This is a genomic window from Mangrovibacterium sp. (genome assembly GCF_059905295.1).
In genome coordinates this window covers 1-26795 of sequence record NZ_JBZQJF010000028.1, presented here as the reverse complement: position 1 = coordinate 26795, position 26795 = coordinate 1, and the positions used below count along the sequence as shown (strand labels likewise).

Here is a 26795-nt window from a genome sequence, read left to right as displayed (position 1 = left end):
CCATCAGAATCCTGGTTTTGGGAGTTGTTAAATACACTCTTCGAATAAAAGTTCAGGTTTACACAACTGCTATTTTCCGGCAAGAGTTTAATTGGTTTTATCAAACTAACTAATATCGTTGTAACATAATATGGGGGGTAAGACTGTGTCATATTATCTGCATGTTTTCATCATAATTGTGCTATCGGCAGGGTTCATAGCTCCGTTAATCGTAGATTCAGAGTTGTATGATTCTACACGAATGGGGAAGATATTCTTTTTTTCCAGGTGGATGATTGTGTTTGTTATTGCATGCTTACCTATCTACTTTATGAATAAGGCACAGCAAATTGATAAATTGACACTTGCTGTTTTGGCTTGGGGTGTTTGGACTTTAGTAAGAGGGAAAGAAGGAGGTATCTGGTATGACGAAAAATTCTTTTGGTTCTCTGGCTGTTTTGTCTTTTATTTTCTGGCAACCACATTACTAAAAGAAATAACAACCCGAGGCTGGGAACAACTTATGCGAATCCCGTTACTGGTAATTGCTCTTGTTGCATTAGCCGAGGCCGCGTTAGGAATACTCCAACTTTACGGGTTGGCCCCCATTTATCACGGGCAGTTTAAAATTTCGGGGCACTTTTTTAACCCGGCGCCCTATGCGGGCTTCCTGGTAGCTTCACTGCCCTTTGCTTTGTTGCTTTCGTCGGTTAAGCAAAATTCCGCAATCAACAAAATTATACATTGGCTGGGGTATCTGTCCGTTTGCCTGATCCTGGTTGCAATCCCATCCACCCGGAGCCGGGCGGCTTACCTGGGCTTGGGGGCCGTGTTGCTGGTTTGGTTATTTTTCCGCTATCATCCCTTGTTATATGTCAAAAGGGTATTGAATACCCCGTTAAAAAGGAGACTGGCTTATTGGGCTGTCCCGGTTTTGATGTTTACTGTACTTACCACTCTTTACCTGTTCAAGAAAGATTCGGCTTCCGGACGTTTGCTAATTTGGAAGGTTGCAGTGCATACTATTGCGGAACGCCCGGTAATTGGGCATGGCTTTAACACGGCTCAAGCAACCCTGGCTCCGGTCCAAGCAAACTATTTTGCTGCGGGCAACGGAACGGAGAACGAAAAGATGCTGGCTGGAAGCGTGCGTTGGGTATTTAACGAATTTATGCAAACTGCTTCTGAAACGGGCATAATCGGCTTAGCGTTATTCTTGCTGGGTGTCGGTTATGCATTATTCTTCAATCTACCTGCCTCTTTATCGCAGCAGCACCGGTTAACCGCAGGAGCTGCCAGGGCCTCAGTGGTTGGTGTTTTGGTGTTTGGCTGTTTTTCGTACCCGTTTTACTCGTTGCCAGTGACGCTGCTGTTCTTCTTGTCTCTTGCTATATTGGCGGCATTTCATCCCATGGGCTCGGTTGAAATTGGACCTGTTTTGGTCCCAATCATGAGATTCTCAATTTTTATTGTTATTAGTTTGTCGATCGTGTTCTATGTCTTGCACAGCCCTAGTCTAAAGCGAGCTTATTGGGTATGGGACGAAGCTAATAAGTTGTATAATATACAATCTTATGCTGAAGCCAACGAAAGCTTTGAGGAGGCTTATTCTGTTTTGCGCCATAACGGCCTGTTTTTGCAGCAATACGGTAAATGTTTGGCTATGGAAGAAAAGTACCACCAAGCCATAGATGTGCTCACCCAAGCCACGAACTATTACAACGACGAATTTACCGGCATTGCCTTGGGCAACTGTTACCAGGCCATTGGAGAATATGCCAAAGCAGAAACACAATACCGACTGGCAGCCAATACCGTTCCCCATAAGTTTTATCCACGGTACCTTTGGGCCAAACTATACGCGGAAGCAGGGCAGACAGAAAAGGCAATAGCAATGGCAAAAGAGCTACTCAGCAAAGAAGTAAAAGTGCCCTCAAAAGCTATTGATGAAATAAAAGCAAAAATGCAACAACTCATAAATAGCGATGCAAGCTTGCAAATGAATGAGTAACAAATCCAAAGGGATAAGATCGAAAGCAGGTGTATGATGTTCCGCTTACCGTTCATCCCTTGAAAAAAAAGGAAGGATGTGATAATGAGATAGATACTAGCTTAAATAACCTAATGGTCTTATGACATTTTAATTTTTCGATATATGTTATTCAAACTAAACTAAAAAAAATGAAAAATAAAGTATTGTCTTTTATATTATTTGGGGTGATAGCCCTCAATTTGGTGTTGATTAGTGGCAAAATGGATTCCCAAAGTGAATTCTTAGGCTCTTTAGTAAGAATTTCGTCAGCTGTTGGAGAGGAGAGTACTGTCACTTGTGATTCTGGTCAGGAAGGGATTTGTTATGCAGATGATCCTGGAGATAGGTACGATTGTTGTCCCGATGATCCTATACGTACTCCGTGCTTAGATCAAGACATAATGTGTCAACCAACTGGTGATCCTGAAGATTGTTGTGATTTCCATGAAGCCTGCGTTAACCGCTGGTGAGGCCTGTCTTGTTTACAGAGGTAATTAATAACAACAAAGTTTTAAAACAAACAAATAGTATTCACTCAATGAGAGTGAATACTATCAAATATACAAAAAATGGCACAATTTATATATTATGTATCTTTAATGGTGTGCGTGTTAGTTGGATGTGGGGTTAAACAGGAAATTAATAGAAGCGATAAGAAATATGTAGTTGACATGAACACGCTGAAAAGATATGAGATGGAAGATTTATTTGAACAACCAGCTATAGCTCCTCTTGAAACTTCAAATGAGATACTTCTAGGACGCATAAATAAAGTAGTCTATAATAGTGGGGATATATATTTTCTCGACCAATCTCAAAACTCAATATTTACATTTAATCTCGACGGTGAATTCGTACATAAACTGAAAAGGGTCGGGAGAGGCGAAGGAGAATATCTAGGCATAACTGACTTTACAATCAACCCCTACACAAATAACATAGAGATGATAGATGGGAAAAAATTACGAATATATGATCATTGTGGTGAGTTCGTAACCCAATTAGATGTCCTAGATAAAGATATATCTTCCGTTACGCGAATAGAAATAGTTGACTCTTTAACAATTGCTTTTATTTCGAAATTCTCAGAAAAAGAGGGATTATTATATTCCAGAGAAAAGGGAGGGTTCATACTTAAAGAAGAAGTATTTCCTCAATGGGCTAGAACTAAAATTCCTTTCGGTAGTTTTCGAAGTTTATCTAGAGATGATGTAGTACACTATTTTCAAGCGTATTCAAATAAAGTATATTCAATAGATGCTGGAGGATACCATTTAGAATATGAATGGGATTTTGGTAAGAATAACTTTGATTATGAAAATCCACCATTGTTGGATGAAGTTAAAGGATATTCTTCATGGAAAGAAGCAAAAGGGAATGAGGAGTATTATATGAGTAAATATATTGTACAATTTCAGAATGGGCTGGAAAATAGTAGTCATATATTAACTAATTTTCTTTATAGAGGAAAACCTTCAACAATAATATTTAATAAGATGAATGGGAAATACGTTTTATTTGATGGACAATTGAGCAACCTGCTGTTTTTTAACAAAGCATTTTTCGTTGAGGATAATACGATTGTTGTAGTTGTTGATACTCGAAGTCTAAAAACCAAGCCTACTGATTGGTTTTCTGATTTGGACAAAACAATTGTCAAAAATCTCTCGATAGAAGACAATCCTGTACTTTTAAAACTTAGGTTGAAATCCAATGTCTTAGAATAATAACAAAATCTAAAGCAATATCACTTAAGGAAATGAAAATATATAAAATTGTCATGGTAAGTTCAGTTGTTGGATTACTTGTCATAAATCTGGTGCTTATGACAAAAAACAGTAAGAAAGATAACTGTATCGAAAAGCAGAGAATAGTCAAAGCTTTAATGACCCAAAAATTCCGAGACATATCGACAACGTGTGTGTATGAAAATGAAATACGAGCAGTGAATAATTGTAGACTTCAAATTAGCGATGATAATATCCAACTAAAAGATATAGTTGCTAAATCTCCAGTTTTAGTATTTCGGTTTTCAATATTTAGTTGCTCTGCTTGCGTAAATTTCACTTTAGACAGACTTAAGAACTACTTTGTTGATTTTGAGACTAACGGTAAAATAGTGCTGATTTATGATGACGAGAATATGAGAGTTTCAGATGCTATGTTTGGAAAGATGCCATACGCAACACAAAACCGAAATATTCTTGGTTTACCTCTCGAAAAAGCAAACATCCCTTTTCTTTTCATTTTGGATGAAGAAATGAAGACTAAGCAATTCTTTGTTCCTGAAAAAGAAATGCCAGAATTAACCGACAGGTATTTGTCTGTCATCAAAGAAAGGTATTTTTTAAAATAATAATTCTTACAATTACAGGGATAAAGAGTTTTTAGCGCTATATGCGAATGTTGACTTATGAGTGCAGTAGTCATTTTTAAAAGATGTTTGTCGTCTTTCTCTCTTGTCTCCACTTTCATCGTATTGGCTATAATAGGACTAGCTATAATGCCTTTGGTCAACTTACGATTGTACCCGGGGCGGAGTAAGCCGGCAGTTACGGTAAGCTACCAAATGCAGGGGGCCAATGCGGTGGTTATCGACAGCGAAGTGACTTCCCGTTTGGAAGGTCTGTTGTCGCGGGTTGAAGGCCTGGAAAAGCTCACCTCCCGGACATCGGCCGGTAGTGGGTGGATAAGTATGGAGATGAATAAGGGAGCGGATATGGATGCCGTCCGTTTCGAGGTGGCCACTTTAATCCGGCAGGTTTTTCCCTCGCTACCGGAACGGGTGAGCTACCCGGAAATACGGGCCAGCCGACCGGATGAGGAAGAAAAGGCTGAAACCCTGCTTACTTTTACCATGAGCGGCCTGGGGCAGAACAGCGAAATAGGCAATTATGCGAATGAATACTTGGCACCCCGCTTATCGGAACTGCCGGGGGTAAACGGTGTTTTTGTTTACGGGGGCAATTCGCGCCGGATTGATTTGGTGTACAACAAGGAACTGCTCAAAAATATCGGGCTTGCGGTATCGGAATTGGCTTCTCAAATCCGCGAATATTACAGCCAGACGAACCTGGGGCGGGTAGCTGATCAAACTTTTTCGGGCGACCAGACCTTTGTGCCGGTTACTTTTTCAGGCTGGGGGGCCGACAAGTTTAAGCCGGACGACATCCAAATCAAACACCAGGGGCGCCTGTTCAAACTGACAGACCTGGTGGAAGTGAAAGAGCGGGAAAGCGAACCGAAGAGTTTTTACAGGATCAACGGGCTGAATACGGTCAACATCGTGGTGCAATCGACGCCGGGTGCTAACCAGATTGTCACAGCCGGTTTGGTTAAGGACAAGGTCGGGGAAATGCGCGCCCAATTGCCCAAAGGTTACGGCATTAATGTTAGTTACGACAGTTCGGAGCAATTAAAAGAAGAACTCAACAAAATTATCCTGCGCATCCTTTCATCGGTGGCTATTTTATTGCTTTTTGTACTGCTGGTCAGCCGAAGCGGGCGTTACCTGCTGGTAATCAGTTTCAGCATCCTGGCCAACATTTTAATAGCCTTTATTTTTTACTATTTGCTGGGCATCGAAATCCACATGTACTCGCTGGCTGGTATCACCATTTCGCTGGGCATCCTTATCGATAATACCATCGTTATGGCCGACCACCTGCGCAACGGGCATGGCATTAGCGTGTTCCGGGCTATCCTCGCCGCTACTTTGACAACGATGGGAGCATTGGTCGCCGTTTTCTTCTTGGACGAAGATTTGCAACTGCGGCTCATTGATTTTGCCTGGGTCATCATGATTAACCTGGCGGTATCGCTGCTGGTATCCCTGTTTTTTATACCGGCCCTGCTCGACAAAATGCTCCTTCGGAAAGTAAAAACCAGGCGCACCTACCGGCGCATGCGCCGGAAAGTGAAGATGACCCGTTTTTACGGTAAGTCAATCCGGCTGATGGCGCGGTTCCGCTGGGCGCTGTTGCTACTTGCCGTTTTGGGCTTTGGGCTTCCGGTTTATATGTTACCTGCCTCTTTCCAGGAGCGTCATTGGTACACTAACTGGTACAATAAAACGTTGGGCGCCCAGTTCTACCTCGAAAACATTAAACCGGTTGCCGATATAGTGCTTGGGGGAAGTTTGCGCCTGTTTACCGAGAAGGTACAGCACCAGGCCCTTAGTAGCTCCAACCGGCGGACAAGCATTAACATTTCGGCAACAATGAACGATGGCAGCACGCTGGAGCATACCAACGAGGTGTTTGAGAAACTGGAGAATTTTCTTTCAAATTATAATGAGATAGAACAGTTTGAAACCCGAATATACAGCCCTTCATCTGCGCAGATAACAGTGTTGTTCAAGCCGGAATACGAGTTTGGCGGGTTCCCGTTCACGCTTAAGAGCGAAGTCGAAAGCAAAGTCATCGATTTGGGGAGCGCCGATTGGACTGTAAGCGGAGTGGGGCGCGCTTTCGACAATTCGCTGAACGAGGGCTACCGCAACAGCCGCATCCAGCTGTATGGCTATAACCTGGAGGCGCTGAAAGGTTATGCCCAAAAGGTTAAACGTTACCTGGAAGAAATCCCCCGGGTGGAAGAAAATTCCATTTTCATTAACGGGCGGTCAACTTCGGGGGGCAATGTCCATCGCGAGTATTACCTGGATTTGGATATGGACCGGATGCGGCGTACCGGCATATCGCAAGGCTGGGTACTGCGCGACTTGTCAGATCTGTCGAGGGATGAAGACTGGGTAATGCCCGTTTACAAAGGAAGGGAACAACAGACCGTTTACCTGTTACCGGGGCAAACTTCGCTCCCCGATTTCTGGGAAATCAACAACCTGCCCCTTGACCTGGGTAACAAGCGTGTAACCCGGTTAAACGGTTTGGGTAGTTTCAGCAAAGAGCGGGAGCAAGACCTGATCAACAAAGAAAACATGGAATATACCATGGTGGTCGAATATAATTTTATCGGGAGTTACGGGCAGAAAGAATACATTATCGGGCAGGTTGAACAGCGCCTGGTACAGGAGCTGCCTGTTGGTTACCGGATTAAACAACAATATTACCAGGGCGGGAACTGGCTGGACGAAAAAGCAGACCAAACGCAGGTCTGGATGCTTTTGCTGGTCGCCGCGATTATCTTTTTTATTTGCGCCATTGTGTTTGGTTCCCTTTTGCAGCCCCTGGCTGTGCTTATGATGGTTCCGCTTTCATTTATCGGGGTATTCCTCACCTTCTGGTATTTCGATTTCGGTTTCGACCAGGGAGGCTATGCTTCATTGCTGCTTTTAAGCGGGCTGACGGTTAACTCGGCTCTATATATTCTGAACGACCTGAATACTATGCGGAAACGTTTTGCCTGCCTCTCTCCTTTGAGGGCGTATCTGAAAGCTTACAATAACAAACTGGTGCCGGTGGTACTCACCCTTTTTTCGACTGTGCTGGGGCTGGCTCCTTTTCTTTCGGGGGGCAAGAAGGAAGCATTCTGGTTTAGCCTAGCTGCCGGTACCATCGGGGGTCTTCTGTTCTCGATGGTGGCCATTGTGGTCATCCTCCCGCTGTTTGTGAGGGGAATTAAACCGAAGCGGTTAAGGAGTTTTAAATGGTTGAGACGAAAAGCTGCCCGGAAACAACAACGAAGAATTCTATTTGTAACGATAAAAAACTAATCCATGATGTTAAACCTGAAAACGATAAACGCTGTGCCCCTGCTTTGGGCTTTATTGGGCATTTCCCTGTTGGCCGGTTGTAGCAGTGGCGAAGCGAAACAAGCCAATGCCGTTGGTAAGCTGGAGTATACTGAAGATGTGAATGTGGTGGTCACCTCGAAAGCCCGCCAGGGAATTTTTTATAAAGAATTTGAGAACAACGGGAGGCTTACAGCCCGGCAGGGAGCGTCCCTGAACTTTGAACAAGCGGGAAAAATTGTTGCTGTCAATGTTTCCAACGGCGACCGCGTGTCCAACGGCGATGTACTGGCTGCTGTAGAAGATTCGCAGCAACAATACAATTACGAAAAGGCTTTAAGGAATAAAGAAAAGTGCTACCTGGCGCTGGAAGAGGCCCTGCTGAACCAGGGGTATTCCATGAACGATTCGGCGTCGATCCCCAAGGCAACTATGGAAATGGCCCTAATCCGTTCGGGCTATCAGGATGCCGTGAACGAGGTTAAACTGGCCAAGCGGAACCTCGACGAAACCAAGGTGGTAGCCCCTTTTGCGGGGGTTGTTGCCGACCTCGAAGCCCGGGTCTTTAACGAAACGACCAGTTATAATCACTGTTGCAGCCTGATTGATAACCGGGAGTTTGAAGTTAGTTTTCCCATGCTGGAAGCTGAAATGGCCCAACTCCAAAAAGGAATGGATGTGGAAGTGGTCCCGTTTGCTTTTGAGGGCGACACGCTGCACGGCAGGTTGTTTGAAATTAACCCCAAAGTGGCCGATAATGGCATGGTGGACGTAAAAGCGCTGGTGTCCAATAAAAACGGTCGGTTGACTGAAGGCATGAACGTAAAAGTAATGGTGCACAAACCAATGGGAAACAAAATTTATGTTCCCAAAGAAGCTGTTACCCTTCGGCAGGAGCGGAACGTGGTATTTGTAGAGAAGAACGATACAGCTTTCTGGCGCTACGTGGATGTGGGCGAGACCAATTCAGAATATACAGTAATTAACAAAAATATCAGTCCTGGGGAAGATGTCATTATCGAAGGTCATTTCAACCTGGCACACCTTTCACCGGTGCAGGTCATCAAAGAGAATTAAGACAAGCGTTCCCCGTAAACTTTTAAACCTTTAAAACAAGCGATGATACTATTTCAGCTAAGCAAACGACTAATCTTATTGGCCGGCGCGGTAATGATATGGAATCAGGTACATGCACAGACCATGGAGTTAACGCTGGATGAGGCGATTGCCTTGGGCAAGCTAAAATCGTTCGAGGCTTTCAGTGCAAAAAACAGCTTTTTATCCAGCGCACTCGATTACCAAACATCTTTAAGGTTGCTGTTCCCCAAAGCGACCCTTTCGGTCACTCCGTCCAATTACAGCCGCTCCATCGAAGAGCAATGGGACTCGAACGACCAACAATACCGCCCCTACGAGGTTCAAAGCCTGACCTCAAGCGGACGAATCTCATTGACCCAGTACGTTGCCAAGACCGGAGGTACAGTCACCATGAACTCGTCGCTGTACCGGTACAAAACCTTTAAGGAACAGGGGGACGACTATTTAGCTTATATTTCTAACCCGGTAACCCTGAGTTATTCGCAAAACCTGACCGGGGTGAATACATTCAAATGGCGAATCAGAATGGATTCGGTAAGCTATCGGCAGGCACGCAAACAATATCTGGAGGATGTTGAAAACACCAAGATAAAAACCATCAATCTGTTCTTTAACCTGCTGAATGCCGAGATGAGCTGCAAGATTGCGGAGCTGAACAAAAGCAACGCCGATACCCTGTTTTTTTTCGGGAAAAAGAAGCTTGATATAGGAGCGATCTCGCGGGATAATTACCTTAAACTGCAACTACGGAAGGTCAATGCGGGCATTTCGCTCGAAAGTTGCCTGTTAGCACTTGACGAAGCCCGGTTAGCTATGAACAACTTTCTTGAGCTTCCGAGGGAAACGCAAATCCGTTGCCAGATCCCTTCGCAAATCCCTGATTTTGTGGTTTCCGCCGCAGATGCGCTATTAAAAGCCTTTGACAATAACCCGGATATGGCAGCGCTGGAAAACAAACTGCTGATGGCTGAACGCTCGGTGAAAATGGCTAAAGCAAACCGTTTTTCGGCCAATTTCAGTGCGACAGTTGGTTTGAACCAAAACCAGGAGAAGCTGACCGATGCTTACCGGGACTTGAAAAACCAGGAATCCCTGTCGCTGACCTTATCGATCCCGCTTGTGGACTGGGGCGATACCAGGCGAGCCATCACCCAAGCCGAACTTAACCGAGAACTGGCAGAAGAGAGCGCACGCAAAGAACGGGATGCGATCAGTCTTCAGGTAATCAATTTGGTCAATGGCTTCAACATAAAATACAAACAGGTGGCCGCAGCTGCCCAGGCCGACAGCATTGCTCAAGTTACTTACCAGGTGGTGCAACAGCAGTTTATGCTGGGAAAAGCCAGCGTACTCGAGGTAAACAGTTCCTACACCGACATGCAGAACGCCCAAAACAGCTACCTGAATTCGCTCAGCAACTTTTGGGTGCAGCTTTATTCCATCCGCAGGCTTTGCCTGTATGATTTTGAGATTGGCGCTGATTTGGAAGCCGATTTCGACAAGATAATAGAAACATATGAATGACCATTCCTCCACTCCCCTGCACGGGAGATTGGTTTAAACTGAATTACAAATGGTAGAATTTCTTGTAAAAAGGCCTGTTGCCGTAATCATGACCTTTATTGCGTTCCTGATTTTAGGATTAGCAGCTATGAACCTGATCCCGATCTCGTTATTGCCGGATATTGCGATCCCCGAAATCACCATCCAGGTCTCGGCGCCCGATAAACCTGTGAACGAGATGGAACAGAATTACATCCGCCCAATACGCCGCCAGATGTTGCAGCTCGGCCATCTTAACGATATTCAGAGTGTGGCCACTAACGAGCAAGGCACCGTGCGGTTGACCTTTAAATACGGCACAGATATTAATTACGCCTTTGTGGAGGTGAACGAGAAGATGGACGGTTTAATGCCTTCTATGCCTTCTGATTTTGAGCGTCCCCGTATCATCAAGGCATCGGCTACTGATATCCCGGTATTCTACATGACCGTGATGCTAAAACAGGAGTACGCCGATGAGAGCAAAGAGCGTTTTATGGAGCTAAGCGAATTTTGCGAACAAGTCATCAAAAAGCGGGTGGAACAACTTCCGGAAGTGGCTATGGTAGATATCAGCGGGATGGAGTATCCTGAAATCAGGATTTCTGCCGACCTGGATAAGCTCCGGGTTTTGGGCATTGACTATAGTACCATTCAGTCGGCATTGGAAGAAAACAACATTTCGCTGGGCAATATCCGCGTACGCAACGGTATGTACGAGTTCAATGTAAAATATGCCACACTGCTTAAAAACCGGCGCGACATTGAGCAGATCAGCCTCCGCTCGGGCGACCGTATTTTTACATTGGGTGAACTGACGAAAATTGAAGTTCGCCCCAAATCGGGCAAGGGCGTTTTTGTGGATAAAAAAGGGCAGGCCATCATCATGGCAGTCATTAAAAAATCGGATGCCCGGATGGAAGACCTGAAGGAACAGACTGGGAAACTAATGGACAACCTGAACGAAGATTATCCCCGTCTGCGCTTTGAGCTGTCGCGCAACCAGACTGAACTGCTGGATTATTCCATTTCTAACCTTCAAAGCAGCTTGATAATTGGTGGTATCCTGGCCTTCCTGATCATGCTGCTTTTCCTGAAAGATTTAAAATCCCCCATCCTGATCGGTGTTTCCATCCCGGTCAGTTTGGTGGTTAGTTTGCTGTTCTTCTACTTGTTTAATTTGTCCATCAACATTATATCTCTCTCGGGGCTGATATTGGGTGTGGGAATGATGATTGACAATTCAATTATCGTCATCGATAACATTTCCCAGTATTATTCGGAAAACAGAAAAGGTGTGATTCAGGCTACTATTGCCGGAACCAACGAGGTTATACGCCCGCTGATCAGCTCGGTGCTGACCACCTGTGCCGTGTTTGTCCCGCTGATCTTTTTGAGCGGCATTGCCGGGGCTTTGTTTTACGACCAGGCTATGGCTATCACCATCGGGCTGGGCGCATCGCTGATTGTTTCCATCACTCTGATCCCCGTCCTGTACGCTGTTTTTTACCGTAGAACGGGAAAGAAGCCAAAAGCAAGGGTAGGTGAAAAGCCCAAAGCGCTGCAGTGGATGCAGTTTTACCGGAATATAGAGAACAGCTATGCTAGGGGTTACGATTGGATTTTTGCAAACAGGCGGTGGTTTTTGGTGGGTACATTCCTGTTTATATTGGTTGGCGTATGGGCGTTTTCTGCCTTAACGAAAGAGCGTTTTCCGGCTTTTGAACAGACTGAGGCTGAAATCACCATTGATTGGAACCGGAACATTGGGGTGAACGAGAATCAAAGGCGCATGGAGGAGCTGAGGTCAGCAATAGACAGCCTGACGGTGCAGCTTTCGTGCATGGTGGGCGAACAAAGCTTTATCCTGGAACAAGGTGATGTGCTGGGGGCATCGGAGGCCAAAATTTATTTTCAGGCTGAAAATGCAGTGGACAGGAAAGATGCCTTGAATGAAGTCAGGCAGTGGATGACAGCCAATTACCCGGAAGCGCTCTACGAAATATCTCCCCCCGAAACGATTTTTGAAAAGATATTCGGGGATAACGAGTCTCCCCTGGAGATCCGGTTGTGGACCGATGGCAGTACCCCTGTTCCCGATCCCGAAGTTTTGAATAAGATTGCTGCCGACATCACGAAACTGTTTGCCAAATCGCCTGAGAGAAAAGCGCCTTTGCAGGAATATTATGAGATCAGTCCCCGTTTTGACCGAATTAAGCTTTACGATATCCCAGTAGCCCGTTTGACCAGCGTCCTGAAAAAATCGCTGAACCGGTTGTCGCTGTTTACCCTTCGCCAAGGGCAGTACGAAGTGCCGGTGGTACTGACCGGCAAGCAACAAGATATCTATACGGTTATTCGTTCTGTCCGGGTGCAGAGCAATGCCAAAGGGCAGGTTCCGGTAGATCAGCTGGTAACAGTAAGGCGGATTGCCGGCTACAAACTGTTGCAGGGTGGTAAGGAGGGGGGGTACGCTTCACTGTCGTTTGATATTACTGACAATGAGTTGGGTGTGATACAACGGCAGGTTCACGAGGTATTGAAAAGTTACCCTAACGTGCATGTTAAGTTTGCCGGTTCCTTATTTGCGAACCGCGAGCTGTTTAAAGAGCTGGTTATTGTACTGGTTGTTGCTTTGCTGTTGCTCTACTTTATCCTTGCCTCGCAGTTTGAGTCGGTGCTGCAACCATTTATTGTTTTCATTGAAATCCCGATCGATATTGCCGGAGCCCTGCTTTTGCTGTGGCTAAGCGGCAACAGTCTGAACCTGATGAGTATGATCGGCATTGTGGTGATGACCGGAATTATTATTAACGATTCGATTTTAAAAATCGATACAATAAACGGGCTGGTGCGCAATGGGCAGCCGGTACTGGAGGCCATTCACATTGGTGGCCGCCGACGGCTTAAGCCAATCTTGATGACCAGCGCTACCACCATCCTAGCCATGGTGCCCTTCCTATGGGGGCATGATATGGGCTCGCGCCTCCAACAGCCACTGGCTTGGGCCATTATTGGCGGGATGACCATTGGAACTTTTGTTAGCCTGTATTTTGTGCCTTTGGCCTATTATTATTTAAACCGGAATAAAAATTTGAATATTCGTTCCGCAGTTAACCCGAATACAAAACATTCCTCGAAATGAATAAAATAGTTACCCTAATTCTGGTGCTCTTAGTTTGTGCCTGCACAACTGCAGTGATGACCAATGATGCTGTTATAGACTTTTCAAAAGCGGAGCAAGACTTCGGCTCTATTCCCTACCAAAAAGAAGCTTCTTGCAGCTTTCAGTTTTCGAATCCAGGAGAAACACCCCTACTGATTCTGGATGTTAAAACTTCCTGCGGCTGTACGGTGCCGGAGTGGACAAAGAAGCCGGTAAAACCTGGTAGCAGCGGGAAAATTAAGATAAAGTATGATGCCGATTTCCCCGGAGTGTTCCATAAAACCATTAAAGTGTATTACAACGGGAAGGATTCACCCAAAGAACTGAGCATAAAAGGAGAAGTGGCGTACCCGGATGATTTGGAAGGGACTCTGGATGAGAAATAAGAAAATTGCAGTAATGGCCGGACTTATCCTGTTGATTGGCCTTCTTACAGGGCTGCTATGGCTGCCCCTTTTGCTAGCTTTGGTCATCGGGGTTTATTGGCTGATCAGTAAGCTAAAAATTGTTCGGAAACCTGTGTGGCTGGGCAGGGGGATAAAATCCGTGTTCATGTTTATATTCGTTTTTTGTGTAGCTATTTTGGTGCGGCTATTTTTGTTCGAAGTATTTTCGATCCCAAGCGGCTCGATGGAGAATACATTATTCCCGGGTGATGTTATTCTGGTAAATAAATTAACAGTGGGGCCCAAAATGCCTCGTTCTCCTTTTGAGATTCCGTGGATAAACATGATCTGTGCTCAAAATAAAAAGGCTTGGTCCCGGCGGAACGAGGTATGGTGGAAGTACCTAAGGCTTAAAGGAATATCTGCGGTTCAACGAAATGATGTGGTTGTTTTTCGCCATCCTTATTCAAGGCGACGAGACTTTTTCCTTGTAAAACGCTGTGTTGGCCTTCCCGGCGATACGGTCCTCATTGACAATTCCACAGTTACAATTAACCGGAATATTCTTGGTGAAGCTCCGGATGCGAAGAAAATATACGATACCTGGCTAAAACTCTCGAACAATGTTGACCAAACCTTGAAACAAGAGGAAATAGAAATTCTCCCGGGAAATTATTTCGGTAAGAACTCAACGGAGTACTTACGTTTAAATTTGAGTGCGAAACAGAAAAATACACTTCAAAAGTACAATTTCATCGATTCGATAAGAACAGAGCTAATTCCTCATCATGAAGACAATTATGTGTATAATAAAGACAAAACGATAGACTGGACAATAGCTGATTTTGGACCATTTATTATTCCTGCCAAGGGGATGACTCTTTTATTAACAGAAAAGAATTTCGCCATTTACAGAAGTGTTATTTCCCGATTGGAAAAAGAAAAATTAGAATTTATTGATGGCGAGTTCTATTTAAAAGGAAAACAAACCGACACGTTTACTTTTAAACATGATTATTACTTCATGTTAGGCGACAACCGAAATTTCTCAAACGATTCGAGGTTTTGGGGAGTGGTTCCTGAAGAAGAGATCGTCGGTAAGGCCAGTCTGATCTTATTCAGTACCACACAAAAAATCACGAATGCTTCAAAAAGAATTTTTAAACCAATAATCTAGTTGTAAAACCTAAAAAAGTATGAAGGGAATATCTCTGTTTATCTTTTGTTTGTTTCTTATTGCGGAAGCATGTACACCCAAGAACATTAAATTCTCAGACGAAGAAAAGGATTTATTTTTAAAATCAGCGCAAACAATAAATGACCAAATAATCTCCACTAAAATTACGCTATTGCGTTGCTCATTGGATTCAATCGAAACGATCAACAGGATAATTTCCGATTGTAGTTACAAGACAATTAATGATTCGTCAAAGAAAAAGCTAAATTCACTATTGTCAAATCAAACAGCAAAGCCCTATGTCCTTATTGACAAGGAGTATATATCCTCTAGCTTCCTTCAGGCCCAGGATAGTTTAGCTTTTTTGGCATTATCCAAGTCTGAGTGGAGAAATGAAATTTCTGTTAACGACTTTGTTGAGTATATTCTCCCTTACAAGCAAGAATTAGAATTTGTTGACAATTGGAGGGATTCGCTTTTATCAAGTTATTCCAATTTGGTTTTGCAACAACCTATTCTTAATAATTTAGATAGCCTGTACTCCTTTCTCCGGAATGGTATCTTTTGGTCTCTATCAAGCAAATTCGAAATAAAGAGTTTGTATCCGTCTGAAAGCAATTTTACGTGGCTTAATTACAGCGCAGAAGGTGATTGTGTTGCCAGAAGCCGATTAATGATTTATTACTTGAGAGCTGCTGGTGCTCCAGCGACTTTCGACTACATTCCAGCATGGGGAAATAGGACTTATGCCAGACATGCTTATGTAGGACTCGCAAACAAAAATATTCAGGTTGACAAATTACTAGATAACGCTAATGACACATTGAATTTAGTTGATAACCTGAATGCAGCGATGCAGCCCAAAAACAGACCTAATTTTCACAACGATGAGATTCCTCCTTACTTGACTATCCAGTACGAAAAAACTATTCCTAAGGTCTATCGTCGAACATGGAGCATCCAGCCGGAAATAGCGCAAATAATGAATAGAGTGCCTAAAGATCAGTTATATACAAAATTAATTCAACCCAATATGCTGGATGTAACCCAAGAATATTTAGTGACCGCAAGTATAGATATGTGGCATAATCCTTTTGAAGGGGTTAAAATCGGCTATCTCGCTACTTTCGATACTAATGGATGGAGACCGGTGGGCTTTGCTTCTTTTAATTGGCTCGGAAATGCTCATTTTAAAAAACTAGGAAAGAATATTCTTTATCTACCAATGGTAAGTAGTAATCAAGACTTGATTCCAATTGATACCCCGTTTATTCTGGACAGTCTTGGTCGAAAACGTGAGCTAAAATGCAATTTAAATAAAAAGATCAACATGAGACTTTTTCGAAAGTATCCACTTTTTTCATATTCCGCTGCTCATGTTAAAGACCTGAAGAATTGTTCTGTTTGGGGATCTAATGACAAGAATTTTGAAGAAAAAGAGCAACTTGCCGTAATCGACAAATATCCCTTTTTTGTCGACAAATTTGAAATCAAAACTCACAACAAGTACCAATACCTGAAAGTAAAATCAAACGAAAATAAAAAATTCCGTCTCGCCTATTTAGCTTGTTTTTCTGACAGTTGCGGCAACAAAGTACAAAATTACGATGTTCGTAATCCTAAAGGCGAATTAGACGAAAGGTACTTAAAATTATTTGATAATGACTTTGATAGTTACATGGTAGATACAGCTATCATAATGGATCTTGGACACCCTACCCGAATAACGGAAGTTCAGCTTTGCCCAAGAAACGATACAAATTTTATTATCCCAGGAAACAAGTATGAATTATTATTCTGGAATGACGGATGGCATTCCGCTGGGCAAAAAAAGGCGACTGACTATTTTCTCAATTATGAGGACATCCCGTCTGGAACGATATATTGGCTTAGGTGTTTAACAGAAGGAAAAGAAGAAAGAGTATTTACATACGAAAATGGGAAACAAATTTGGTGGTAGGGAATTGGTTGGTAACTGGTCGATATATTGGAGTTAGTGTTTTGCATCTTTTATCGACGACATCATCAGAACAAGAACGAATAATCTTGGCAGTAGTTTCATGGCGTCGTCACTTGATCCCAGATAGGAAATATTTAAGGCAGTGGTTTTGGAATAGTTTGATCAAATAATTAGGAGATTGTCTTACACGATATTTTCATCGAGGTTTAAAATCAGGAAAGTTAAATTCGATATTTGCTTGTTTGTTTTGTATTTACTTACTTTGCGTAAAATACTAAGGCATTATGGCTATTGCAATTAAAAGTATACCAACTTTGAAAAGTAAGGATGCAAAGGTCTTTGTGAAAAAGGCCTCGAAAACTTCTGTTAAACGTGCTTCTGTCAATTTCAGTAAGCAGGTTGAGGTTAGCCATGCCATTTTGAAAAAAGCAAATATGCGCTAAAAAAGGCGGTATGGGATTTCTTGCTGAAAAATGCACCTTTTCCGTATTCGATCAGGAAATTCTGGATACTTCTTATCCTTTCAATTGCGGGCATGCCGATTTAAATGATTTTTTCGCCAACGATTCAGTTAATTATTCCAGAGAACTTTTAGGAAAGAGCTATTGTTTTCGGTTAGATGAAAAGCCGGAGATTGTCGTATGTGCTTTTACAATTTCAAACGATAGTATAAAGGCGAATACGCTTCCCAATAATAGGAAAAAGAAAGTTTCGAAGAAGATTCCAAGGCAAAAGCACTTTAAGAGCTATCCAGCGGTACTTATTGGCCGCCTCGGCGTGAATACAGATTATAAACGTTTGGGTCTTGGACGCGAATTGATGGATTTTATCAAGGCATGGTTTATTGATACGAATAATAAAACCGGGTGTCGTTTTGTAGTAGTTGATTCCTATAACGAAGAGGAACCATTGGTTTACTATCAAAAAAACGACTTTGAGTTTCTCTTCTCAACAGAAGAACAGGAAAAGCAATATATGGGACTAGATAAAGATGACGAACTAAAAACGCGGCTCATGTATTTTGATTTGATTGTTTTGAGTGCATTGCTTTAGGAGAATCCGTATTCAACTGTTACGAATTTGCAGGTTGAATTAATAGTATGTGGTGCACTGTAAGAATTATGTGGAAATTGCTTCTCATCTCAGAGCACCCTGGATCACGCACTGGGTGCCCCTGCAACGTTACACAAGTCCACAAAAATCCCCCAACCACCCGTTTGAGGTGCAAGGCTATGTGTTTTACGGCCATTGCCTGAGGACGCTTCACTCCATTCGCTGCAGGACACTTCGGCGCTACGCTATCGCGTAACTGCCTCCGTACCTTCGCTCTTTGCGTTCAGCCACCTCGGCAACCCATGCAAGCTTGCTACCTCTAATCCATTCCACTCCATTGCATTCCGTTTCATTCCTTTCCGGCAACAAACTTGCCTTTCCCTCCCAAACCAGCGGCAGCCCTGCGGTATTGTCCATCCCGTAAGGAAAACAATATCAATTCGAACGCTTTATTGATGAGATCCTCGAGTTTCACAACGGTACCTTTGTTGAATATGGAGTGATCCGTAAGAGGCCGATGGGGAGGTTCCCATTGAATACTGGGCAAAGGGACCGTTACTGCCAGACAAGAAAAAACATAAGGTGCGGAGGTTAGATGTTTTATTCGGCGCAAATTTCGCGGAGAAAGTTCTGCATGCGGAGAATAAACCTTATATTTGTCGCATAAAATGCGGAGAATGAATATCTACTTACACCAGAAAGAAAATTGGACAGACTTCACATGGGACAACAAGAAAGTGATGATAAAACTTGGTGAAGCCAGAAACCAACAGGGAAGACTTTTAGGTAGAATGGAATCTCTGGGATTTGATCTGCAAAATGAGGCGGTTTTAAATACGCTGACATTGGATGTTACTAAATCATCTGAAATTGAGGGCGAGTTTTTGGAAATAGAGCAAGTTCGTTCTTCCATTGCCCGGCGACTCGGAATTGAGATAGCTGGTTCTGTAGAGTCAGAACGTCATGTTGAAGGAGTCGTTGAAATGATGCTTGATGCTACGCAACGATACGATTTACCCTTGACAAAGGATAGATTATTTGGGTGGCATGCCGCTTTGTTTCCAACAGGCTGGAGTAATCTTTATAAAATTACGGTTGCCGATTGGCGAAAAGATTCAACTGGTCCAATGCAAGTCGTATCAGGACCGATGGGAAAAGAAAAAGTTCACTTTCAAGCGCCTAGTTCTGATAGGATTGAATTTGAAATGAGAAAGTTTTTAGACTGGTTTGAAAGCGAACATGAAATAGACTTAGTTCTTAAGGCGGCTATTGCTCATTTATGGTTTGTATCTATTCATCCTTTCGACGATGGAAATGGACGAATAACAAGAGCAATTACCGATATGATGTTGGCTCGTTCAGATAAGAGTATTAGACGATTCTACAGTATGTCAGCTCAAATTAGAGTTGAAAGGAAACAGTATTATGAAAAACTTGAAAAAGCTCAAAAAGGAAATTCAGATATCACGGAATGGATTTTATGGTTTTTGGAATGCTTGATTAATGCGATAGATTCAACAGAAGAGACATTATCAAAAATTCTACATAAAGCGGAATTTTGGAAATTACATTCCACTACTATTCTCAATGACAGACAACAGAAGATAATTAATCGACTTCTCGATGGATTTGAAGGAAAGTTGACAACCTCAAAATGGGGGAAAATAAATAAATGTTCTCAAGATACTGCACTTCGTGATATTCAAGACTTGATTAAAAAAAATATTTTGCAAAAAGAAGCAAGCGGTGGGCGAAGTACAAATTATGAACTAAAAGAAATGCCTGGCGGTAAGTAGGTGTTCAGAATTGATTTTTTAGACCGTTTTAACAGTATTCATTCAATACAGATAATCCCCCAAGCAAATTTAACCAAGAAAATATCCATTATTTTTCAATAAGTGGGTTGTGTAAGTTTGCAATTATGTTCTGAATGGAGCATTCAAGGCGTTCGCGGTTGCTTTTGCTCTTATTCAAGTGAAATGTTTCCTGCAAAGCGTTAAACTCTTCCAAAGACATCATAACAATGCTTTTCCCCTTCGGGCGATGAACAACCAGCAACTCTCCGTCGGTAACTGCGTCCAGGTTGAAATTTAGGTTTTGTTTCAATTCTGGATAATTAACTACTTTCATGGTTTACGATCTTTCTTAGGTCTCAATATACGTATTTACTGTACGTTTGTAAAAGCTTTTTATTTTTTCGGCCCGTTTTAGGTAGGAGGTAATTTCCTTGTAATATTCGAAAAAAAGGTTCAGACTTGCTTTCCGGCTCCAGGCAACAGCTGGCTTACTATATCTATTACCTCCGAAACAAAACAATATCAACTCATACGAACGCGAATAGCTAGCAATGTTTGTAGTGACAATGTATTCAAGGTGTATTTTGTTGCACTATGGACTGCTTTAGTGACTATTGAACAATGAAATCACGTATAAGTGTATTATCTTGCACTTTTGCGTGATTTGTTGATTTAATTTTCTATTTTAGCAGAAAAAGGGCAATATGGAGCACTTTGAGATGTTGGTGAAATCAATCAAGGAACGTCGTGAGTCAATGCAGGTCACGCAAGAAACCTTGGCCGAAATATCAGGTGTAGGCCTGAGGACCATAAAACAGTTTGAGCGCGGGAAGGGTAATCCAACTTTGTTGACTCTATCTAAGATGGCCGATGCATTAGGCTTTGAAATCTGTTTGAAGATTAAAGAAGTTATTATTGACAAATGAGACAAGCTAAGGTATTTTATAAGGATATGGAAGCGGGTGTTTTGACTCAACTCGACGACGGAGCATTTGTTTTCCGGTATAGTGATGCATGGATGGTAGATGATGGTAAACCTTCCATAAGCCTCACTTTGCCAAAATCGAATAAAGAATATCATTCAAAAAATCTTTTCCCTTTCTTTTTCAACATGCTTCCCGAGGGCTCAAATAAGCAAGTACTTTGTCATTACAACAGGATTGACAGAGACGACTATTTCGGGCAGCTGCTAGCGGTTGCGAAATTTGATAGTATTGGAGCAGTTCGGGTCTTAAAAATCGATAATCCATGAGCCTACCAGAAATAACCAGGTGTCCTGGCACTTTAGCCGAGGGGTACAACACCTATAGCCGAACTTGTCTAAAATGGCTTTTTAATGGTAAGAAGGTTTACCATGTACTGCCTTATTTTTCGCCTGCAACTAAGCTGGAGACAGATGATCTTTTTATTCAGAGTCAAAAACAGCTCTCGATCTCCGGGGTGCAGGAGAAATTTTCGGTATTGCTGGAGAAAAATAAATTGCGCTTGATTCGAGAGGGGGAACGAGGAACTTATATCTTGAAGCCTATCCCGGGAATTGGCAAGCGTGCGGATCAATTGCCAGCGAACGAACATTTGACGATGCAAATCGCGAGGCAGGTTTTTGGTCTTGAAACAGCGGAAAATGCGCTTATATTTTTTCAAGATGGAGCAGCTGCTTATATTACCAAGAGATTTGACTATGACGATTTGGGAAATAAATTGGCGCAGGAAGATTTCGCGTCTCTTGCAGGGAGAACACCACAAACCCATGGCGAAGATTACAAATACAAGGGAAATTATCTTGAGCTGTTCGAAATCATGAAAGCAACAGTTCCGGCATATAAGATTGAAGCTCCGAAACTTCTGCGGCTTATACTATTTAATTACTTATTTTCAAATGGAGATGCCCATTTTAAGAACTTTTCGCTTCTGGAAACGAGGATGGGAGATTTTCGTTTAAGCCCTGCATACGACTTGTTGAATAGTCGTATGCATATTGAAGATACTGATTTTGCCTTGCATGATGGATTACTTCCACGTAACCTTAAGCAAGGTACAATTAGTCAACAGTTCCGGGTTCTTGCAGAATGCGCCGGTGTACAAGAGATAACGTATGAAAAACTAAAGCGTTTGCTTTTGGGTAAATCCAACGACGTTGAAAAACTGATTGCGAACTCGTATATGGATGAAAAGGCTAAACGCAATTACTGGCAAGCCTATCTCGGACGATTGAAACAAATGGGAAAATGAAGCTGAAACGGTTTGCTGAAGAGAGTTGGTATTTCTGAAAAATTTTACTCTTAGAGTACTCATTGACCGCGACCGAAAGATAAATCGGAGTCGAAATCAGCAAAAGACTACGGCATAAACCGCAAGGCTATTTATTCCGTTTCCTTTTGGCAAATTTCTTACTCCGAATTTGAGGAGTGTCTAAGCGTTCAAAGAGGGAGTTCTGTTTAATTCGTCCCGGGAAATGAGAATTTGGAAAACAATCTTGAAGAAAATCAATCAAAAAATGAGTAGTAAAATACAAAATATCTGCTGGGATTTAGTATACTTGGTGGTGATCTGACCGCTATTGTGACCGATAAAGATAGTATATTATTTGTACCATATTTGTCTCATTGTTTCATAAGTGGTTGATTTATAGTGGTCGTTATTTTTGAAGAAGTCAAGTAGGGTACGATAAATAACAATTACGAATAATTGCCAAAGCGCAGTAAGTCTTTTACTTACTGCGCTTTTTTCTTTTTTAAGAGTTATTACTACCTGATTTACTATTTCATCTACACCGCAACAAGTGGCTTTGTTCTGTAAGAAATTTTTAAGTTCTGGTCTATTACGGAATTTATAAACGTAATCCGGAATCAAACCGAGGGAAACCTTTAACGACCAATCGCAGGAAACTCCACTTATCAACCCAATGATAGGATGGGTACCACTTCACCTATAATATTCATACGACTATTTTTCCTTTGAAAAATTCAAAAACACCCCTATTTAGTTAGTTGAATAGGGGGGCATTACTATGTCTATCCAATTTAGTACTACAATTATGAAATAATTGCACTTCATAGTTTTGAATTTTCTATATTTGAGTCAGATAACAGGAATGGACTAGGTTCAGGGACTAATAATACAAGGTTTTGGAGCTGAACTTATATTAGTAATAGATTTTAACATAGTCGCCTTTGTGGAGGGTGAAAAAGGGATATGCAGGAAACATGTTTTTTGCATCGTGTATTATATTATATTGTCCTTCTGTACTGCTGATTATTGCGATTGGTCAGATATAAGTGCAGTAGGGTATTATCAACATTATGGTAATAAAGTGCGATGTCGTTTATGCTTTAAACAGGCAAATATCAGTTGCTGCTAATCGCATTGTGTGGCTTTCACTACCACTGTTTTAATGATCCTTGACCTTTCTATTATTTTGAAAAATAGAGACAAATGAATAAAAATGTATTGTTGATTTCGGTTCTGTTGATTGCCGGATATGGTAAGATCTTAAATGCCCAGCCTTCTGATTTTTACGCAGAGCAGAACTACCAGGTACTTGTACTTGACTCACTGAATACCGCGACCAGTGATATTGGTCCTTGTTTTGTCGGAGACGACTTTTATTACTCTTCTGTTGGGAAACCTTACTTGGAATCTCGCTCACGTGCACGACGTAAAATGCTTTTTTACGATGTTTACAGAGAGCCCTCTCAAGGTTGGGATATCAGTCCCAAGGCTGGAAAACGAGTGTTAGTTCCCGGCTTTGGCAATGATTATCACGAAGGACCTGTTGCATACTGCGAGGTAACTGGAGAGCTCTTTGCAACATTGAGCAATGTTGTGCATCCTGATTCTGTACGCGGAATGTTTCCAAAGAATATCGTCCGTTTAAGGTTGGTTACTATGGGGCGGGATGAACAAGGTATGTGGAATATTCAGGAGGAGTTTCCTTATAATGACAAAGAATATAGTTTTGCTCATCCGGCCATTAGTATTACAGGGGATAGCCTTGTTTTTACCAGTGATATGCCTGGAGGTTTTGGAGGAAACGATCTTTATCTGTGTACCAGGGAGGGTAAAGATGGACATTGGTCTGCTCCTGTGAACTTAGGTGAAAAAATCAATACATCAGGTGGTGAGATGTTTCCGACATATTTGCCGGGAGGCTTCTTATCCTTTGCTTCAGATGGCCGTATCGGCATGGGAGGATTTGATATTTACTATACCCGGCTTGATGATAGCTCCACAGTGATGAGTATTGGACCGGAAATTAATACAGAAGCCGACGAGTTCGAGCTTATTGTGACGCCTGATCTTGAATGGGGATATTTTGTTTCGAATCGTCCCGGCAAAGGGGAGGATGATATCTATAAAGTCCACATTAGCCCCAAATTCCTAAATCTGCAGGTAGAGGTTGTCGATGATGAGAATGGAGATAAGATTCCGGAAGTGGAATTGTCGCTAATAAATGATGAGAAAGAACAAAATGTCACGGAAGATAACGGCCTTTTTAAATTGAAGTTATCCCCTGGTACCCTTCAACAATTTCATGCTATGGCTCCTGGTTATATGTGGAAGGATACGACTTACACAGCGGAGATAATCCCTGGCAAATTCACCTACGAATTAACAATCCGTCTCGAAAAGTTAGAGGTGAAGAAAACCTTTGTACTGGAAAATCTTTATTTCGATTTGGATAAGTCTAATATTAGACCGGATGCACAAGTTGTTTTGAACAGATTGATCAAGATCATGATCGACAATCCTGATATTCGCATTGAATTGGGTTCTCATACCGACTGTAGAGCTTCGAATTCCTACAATGAGCGTTTGTCTGAACGTCGTTCGGCATCGGTTGTTAAGTATTTGGTCGATCGTGGTATTGATCAGGATCGTCTGGTAGCCAAAGGTTATGGTGAAACACAACTTGTCAATCGTTGCTCTGACGGTATTCCTTGTAGCGAGTCAGAACATCAGGCTAACCGACGTACCGAGTTTAAAGTCATTGAATAGCTAACCTCTGAAACCGATGGATGAATTGGTTGCAGTTCAATTCATTTTAATAGGGCTTGACTGTTCGAAAATTACCATAACATTAAGGAAATCCTGTCATTCATATGGCGGGATTTTTTTTTGCACGTAGTTCCGGATTTTAACTTATTTTTGATGACTGAATATTCATTCATTAATTAAAAGAGTAATATTTATGGCACGACCAACAGATGAGTCCAAGCTGCAATCCATTAAAAAGGCAGCTATGCAGGTTGTCGTAGAACAAGGCATTTCCGGTGCATCAATTGCTCAAATTGCCAAGAAAGCCGGTGTTTCTGATGGTTATCTGTATCGATTTTATAATGGAAAGCGTGAACTACTGGAGGGGCTATTTCAGGAGCGTTTCTTAAATACGCATGAAATGCTGAACAATCAGATGGATCGACATAAAACGGTCAAAGATTTGGTGCGTGCCTTTATTGAAAAGGTGTATGCCGGTGCCGAAAATGAACCTGAAGCTATTAGCTTTTATCACAAACTACTGAATGATTTCTCGTTTGAAATTCCGGAGAGTAACCGCTTGGAGATGGTCGAATTATGTGAGCATATCGTCCGGATGGGAAAGGAAAACGGAGAAATTAGGAACAGGATTACGACGGAGCAGTTTTTTGCGATTGTTATTGGAGGTACACTGCAATTCATCAATATCCGGCTGCGTAATCTATTTACGGATAAATCATTAACACCGGATGATGTTGAGTGTAATATCGAATTCATTTTAAAAGCTTTACAATAGATACAGGATAAAAGGAATTCAAAATGAAACAATTAGTAATTGTCTTTTTTCAGCTGATATTGCTGTTTTCGGGAGTATCTGCTTTTGCCCAATCGTTTACCTATGAGCAGGCAAAGGATTCGATGATCCTTAACAACAAAAAGCTACAGTCGCTTAGTAAGCAGCTCGAAGCAGAGAAGTATACGCGAAATCAGGCAGGTGCATTACGGATGCCCGAATTAAAACTTACAGGCATGGCTGTTCGTTTGGATGACGATTTGGGCTTAAATTTAAATGAGAAGCGCGATCAGCTATCGCAATTGTTACAGTTGCCTTCGAGCGATATGCTTGGAAACTGGAATTTTGTGATGCAACAGAAAAGTTTCTGGACGGTTAATATGGATTTGAAATATCCGCTTTTCACTGGTGGAAAAATCAATGCTGCAGTGAAAGCCGCTGACTATAAAAGTCAAATCAAGGAAACAGAGGTAACTAAGGAGCAAAATCAATTGTTAACAGAGCTTGCTACCCGCTATTTTCAGATGAAATTGGCTAATGATGCCGTAACAGTTCGGCAAAAAGCACTCGATGCTGCTCAGCATCATCTGGAGGATGCTCAAAAGCTGGAGAAAAACGGGATGTCGGCAACGGTGGAAACGATGCAGGCTGAGGCTGCTTATGCCGATGCAAAGCGCGAATTGCTGGCAGCTCAAAAAGATGGTGTTTTAGCTCAAACGGCACTCCTTGGAACATTAGGTGTCGACTCGATTCCGGCCGATTTAACAACTCCGCTTTTCCTGGCAAAACAGCTGAAACCACTTGCTTATTACGAGGAACAGTCGGTTCAGTATTATCCCGATATCAATAAACTTTTTATGATGCAGGAATTGTCGGAGCAGGGGTTAAAAGCCAAGAAAGCGGCCTATGTGCCCGACGTGGCGCTGATGGGCAATTACATGCTGGCTTCGGGCAACCTGGCTGATATCGTGCCGAAATGGTTTGCAGGTGTTGGCGTTTCGTTCACTTTATTCGACGGTATGAGCCGTAAAAACGAGATTCGCGAATACAGTTCGATGAAGGAAAGCATTAGTCTTATGAAAGAGCAGGCTGTACAGGATATTCGGATTTTGGTACGCAAGCATTACCAGGAATTGGAAAAACATGC

21 protein-coding genes are annotated in these 26795 nt (G+C 42.4%); 20 read left to right on the top strand and 1 reads right to left on the bottom strand.

Annotation, left to right across the window (positions count from 1 at the left end):
• Positions 1 to 310: 310 nt before the first annotated feature.
• The 14 genes from AC37HE_RS01810 (at position 311) to AC37HE_RS01745 (ending at position 19878) form a co-directional block, all read left to right on the top strand.
• The gene (locus AC37HE_RS01810) at positions 311 to 1990 is read left to right on the top strand and encodes an O-antigen ligase family protein (protein WP_500781062.1); all 1680 of its coding nucleotides are present in this window, start codon (positions 311 to 313) and stop codon (positions 1988 to 1990) included.
• 170 nt (positions 1991 to 2160) lie between these two features.
• Positions 2161 to 2481 (top strand): hypothetical protein, encoded by a 321-nt coding sequence (locus tag AC37HE_RS01805; RefSeq protein WP_500781061.1) that lies wholly within the window; start codon positions 2161 to 2163, stop codon positions 2479 to 2481.
• A gap of 99 nt (positions 2482 to 2580) precedes the next feature.
• Entirely contained in the window at positions 2581 to 3738 is a 1158-nt protein-coding gene (locus tag AC37HE_RS01800; protein WP_500781060.1) for a DUF4934 domain-containing protein, read from the top strand.
• Between the two features lie 32 nt (positions 3739 to 3770).
• The gene (locus AC37HE_RS01795) at positions 3771 to 4367 is read left to right on the top strand and encodes a thioredoxin domain-containing protein (RefSeq protein ID WP_500781059.1); all 597 of its coding nucleotides are present in this window, start codon (positions 3771 to 3773) and stop codon (positions 4365 to 4367) included.
• A gap of 57 nt (positions 4368 to 4424) precedes the next feature.
• Positions 4425 to 7682: an efflux RND transporter permease subunit gene (locus AC37HE_RS01790; protein WP_500781058.1), complete on the top strand. Its 3258-nt coding sequence runs from the start codon at positions 4425 to 4427 to the stop codon at positions 7680 to 7682.
• Between the two features lie 3 nt (positions 7683 to 7685).
• Positions 7686 to 8777 (top strand): efflux RND transporter periplasmic adaptor subunit, encoded by a 1092-nt coding sequence (locus AC37HE_RS01785; RefSeq protein WP_500781057.1) that lies wholly within the window; start codon positions 7686 to 7688, stop codon positions 8775 to 8777.
• Between the two features lie 42 nt (positions 8778 to 8819).
• Positions 8820 to 10322: a TolC family protein gene (locus tag AC37HE_RS01780; RefSeq protein WP_500781056.1), complete on the top strand. Its 1503-nt coding sequence runs from the start codon at positions 8820 to 8822 to the stop codon at positions 10320 to 10322.
• A gap of 49 nt (positions 10323 to 10371) precedes the next feature.
• On the top strand, positions 10372 to 13485 hold the full coding sequence (locus AC37HE_RS01775; RefSeq protein WP_500781055.1) for an efflux RND transporter permease subunit: 3114 nt from the start codon (positions 10372 to 10374) through the stop codon (positions 13483 to 13485).
• Entirely contained in the window at positions 13482 to 13892 is a 411-nt protein-coding gene (locus AC37HE_RS01770; protein ID WP_500781054.1) for a DUF1573 domain-containing protein, read from the top strand. The genes AC37HE_RS01775 and AC37HE_RS01770 overlap by 4 nt, the downstream gene beginning before the upstream one ends.
• A 166-nt stretch (positions 13893 to 14058) precedes the next feature.
• On the top strand, positions 14059 to 15069 hold the full coding sequence (gene lepB, locus AC37HE_RS01765) for a signal peptidase I (protein WP_500781053.1): 1011 nt from the start codon (positions 14059 to 14061) through the stop codon (positions 15067 to 15069).
• A gap of 19 nt (positions 15070 to 15088) precedes the next feature.
• Positions 15089 to 17029, top strand: a complete 1941-nt coding sequence (locus AC37HE_RS01760) for a hypothetical protein (protein ID WP_500781052.1) — start codon at positions 15089 to 15091, stop codon at positions 17027 to 17029.
• Positions 17030 to 17313: 284 nt separating this feature from the next.
• A complete protein-coding gene (locus AC37HE_RS01755) occupies positions 17314 to 17472 on the top strand; it encodes a hypothetical protein (protein ID WP_500781051.1) in 159 nt (52 codons plus the stop codon).
• Between the two features lie 10 nt (positions 17473 to 17482).
• A complete protein-coding gene (locus tag AC37HE_RS01750) occupies positions 17483 to 18082 on the top strand; it encodes a GNAT family N-acetyltransferase (protein ID WP_500781050.1) in 600 nt (199 codons plus the stop codon).
• Positions 18083 to 18759: 677 nt separating this feature from the next.
• On the top strand, positions 18760 to 19878 hold the full coding sequence (locus AC37HE_RS01745; RefSeq protein ID WP_500781049.1) for a Fic family protein: 1119 nt from the start codon (positions 18760 to 18762) through the stop codon (positions 19876 to 19878).
• A gap of 88 nt (positions 19879 to 19966) precedes the next feature.
• Here the strand turns inward: AC37HE_RS01745 and AC37HE_RS01740 are convergent, their stop codons facing one another.
• A complete protein-coding gene (locus tag AC37HE_RS01740) occupies positions 19967 to 20212 on the bottom strand; it encodes a type II toxin-antitoxin system Phd/YefM family antitoxin (protein WP_500781048.1) in 246 nt (81 codons plus the stop codon).
• Between the two features lie 370 nt (positions 20213 to 20582).
• On the opposite strand from AC37HE_RS01740, the gene AC37HE_RS01735 reads away from it, so the two are divergent.
• The 6 genes from AC37HE_RS01735 to AC37HE_RS01710 all read left to right on the top strand — a co-directional run.
• On the top strand, positions 20583 to 20804 hold the full coding sequence (locus AC37HE_RS01735) for a helix-turn-helix domain-containing protein (RefSeq protein WP_500781047.1): 222 nt from the start codon (positions 20583 to 20585) through the stop codon (positions 20802 to 20804).
• A complete protein-coding gene (locus AC37HE_RS01730; RefSeq protein ID WP_500781046.1) occupies positions 20801 to 21130 on the top strand; it encodes a HipA N-terminal domain-containing protein in 330 nt (109 codons plus the stop codon). Before AC37HE_RS01735 ends, AC37HE_RS01730 begins: the two co-directional genes overlap by 4 nt.
• Positions 21127 to 22110 carry a HipA domain-containing protein gene (locus tag AC37HE_RS01725; RefSeq protein ID WP_500781045.1) on the top strand — a complete coding sequence of 328 codons (984 nt, stop codon included), beginning with the start codon at positions 21127 to 21129 and terminating at the stop codon, positions 22108 to 22110. Before AC37HE_RS01730 ends, AC37HE_RS01725 begins: the two co-directional genes overlap by 4 nt.
• Before the next feature lie 1203 nt (positions 22111 to 23313).
• A complete protein-coding gene (locus AC37HE_RS01720) occupies positions 23314 to 24876 on the top strand; it encodes an OmpA family protein (protein WP_500781044.1) in 1563 nt (520 codons plus the stop codon).
• A 193-nt stretch (positions 24877 to 25069) separates the two neighbouring features.
• Positions 25070 to 25651 (top strand): TetR/AcrR family transcriptional regulator, encoded by a 582-nt coding sequence (locus AC37HE_RS01715; RefSeq protein WP_500781043.1) that lies wholly within the window; start codon positions 25070 to 25072, stop codon positions 25649 to 25651.
• Between the two features lie 23 nt (positions 25652 to 25674).
• Positions 25675 to 26795, top strand: a 1121-nt coding sequence (locus AC37HE_RS01710; protein WP_500781042.1) for a TolC family protein, incomplete at its 3' end; no start/stop codon positions are given.

Bases quoted from the DNA above. Each gene is read 5' to 3' on its own strand.
- AC37HE_RS01785 (WP_500781057.1), top strand. From the start codon at position 7,686: ATGATGTTAAACCTGAAAACGATAAACGCTGTGCCCCTGCTTTGGGCT.
- AC37HE_RS01775 (WP_500781055.1), top strand. From the start codon at position 10,372: ATGGTAGAATTTCTTGTAAAAAGGCCTGTTGCCGTAATCATGACCTTT.
- AC37HE_RS01780 (WP_500781056.1), top strand. From the start codon at position 8,820: ATGATACTATTTCAGCTAAGCAAACGACTAATCTTATTGGCCGGCGCG.
- AC37HE_RS01725 (WP_500781045.1), top strand. From the start codon at position 21,127: ATGAGCCTACCAGAAATAACCAGGTGTCCTGGCACTTTAGCCGAGGGG.
- AC37HE_RS01800 (WP_500781060.1), top strand. From the start codon at position 2,581: ATGGCACAATTTATATATTATGTATCTTTAATGGTGTGCGTGTTAGTT.
- AC37HE_RS01730 (WP_500781046.1), top strand. From the start codon at position 20,801: ATGAGACAAGCTAAGGTATTTTATAAGGATATGGAAGCGGGTGTTTTG.
- AC37HE_RS01790 (WP_500781058.1), top strand. From the start codon at position 4,425: ATGAGTGCAGTAGTCATTTTTAAAAGATGTTTGTCGTCTTTCTCTCTT.
- AC37HE_RS01805 (WP_500781061.1), top strand. From the start codon at position 2,161: ATGAAAAATAAAGTATTGTCTTTTATATTATTTGGGGTGATAGCCCTC.
- AC37HE_RS01720 (WP_500781044.1), top strand. From the start codon at position 23,314: ATGAATAAAAATGTATTGTTGATTTCGGTTCTGTTGATTGCCGGATAT.
- AC37HE_RS01715 (WP_500781043.1), top strand. From the start codon at position 25,070: ATGGCACGACCAACAGATGAGTCCAAGCTGCAATCCATTAAAAAGGCA.
- AC37HE_RS01735 (WP_500781047.1), top strand. From the start codon at position 20,583: ATGGAGCACTTTGAGATGTTGGTGAAATCAATCAAGGAACGTCGTGAG.
- AC37HE_RS01755 (WP_500781051.1), top strand. From the start codon at position 17,314: ATGGCTATTGCAATTAAAAGTATACCAACTTTGAAAAGTAAGGATGCA.
- AC37HE_RS01750 (WP_500781050.1), top strand. From the start codon at position 17,483: ATGGGATTTCTTGCTGAAAAATGCACCTTTTCCGTATTCGATCAGGAA.
- AC37HE_RS01745 (WP_500781049.1), top strand. From the start codon at position 18,760: ATGAATATCTACTTACACCAGAAAGAAAATTGGACAGACTTCACATGG.
- AC37HE_RS01795 (WP_500781059.1), top strand. From the start codon at position 3,771: ATGAAAATATATAAAATTGTCATGGTAAGTTCAGTTGTTGGATTACTT.
- AC37HE_RS01760 (WP_500781052.1), top strand. From the start codon at position 15,089: ATGAAGGGAATATCTCTGTTTATCTTTTGTTTGTTTCTTATTGCGGAA.
- AC37HE_RS01740 (WP_500781048.1), bottom strand. From the start codon at position 20,212: ATGAAAGTAGTTAATTATCCAGAATTGAAACAAAACCTAAATTTCAAC.
- AC37HE_RS01770 (WP_500781054.1), top strand. From the start codon at position 13,482: ATGAATAAAATAGTTACCCTAATTCTGGTGCTCTTAGTTTGTGCCTGC.
- lepB (WP_500781053.1), top strand. From the start codon at position 14,059: ATGTTTATATTCGTTTTTTGTGTAGCTATTTTGGTGCGGCTATTTTTG.
- AC37HE_RS01810 (WP_500781062.1), top strand. From the start codon at position 311: ATGAATAAGGCACAGCAAATTGATAAATTGACACTTGCTGTTTTGGCT.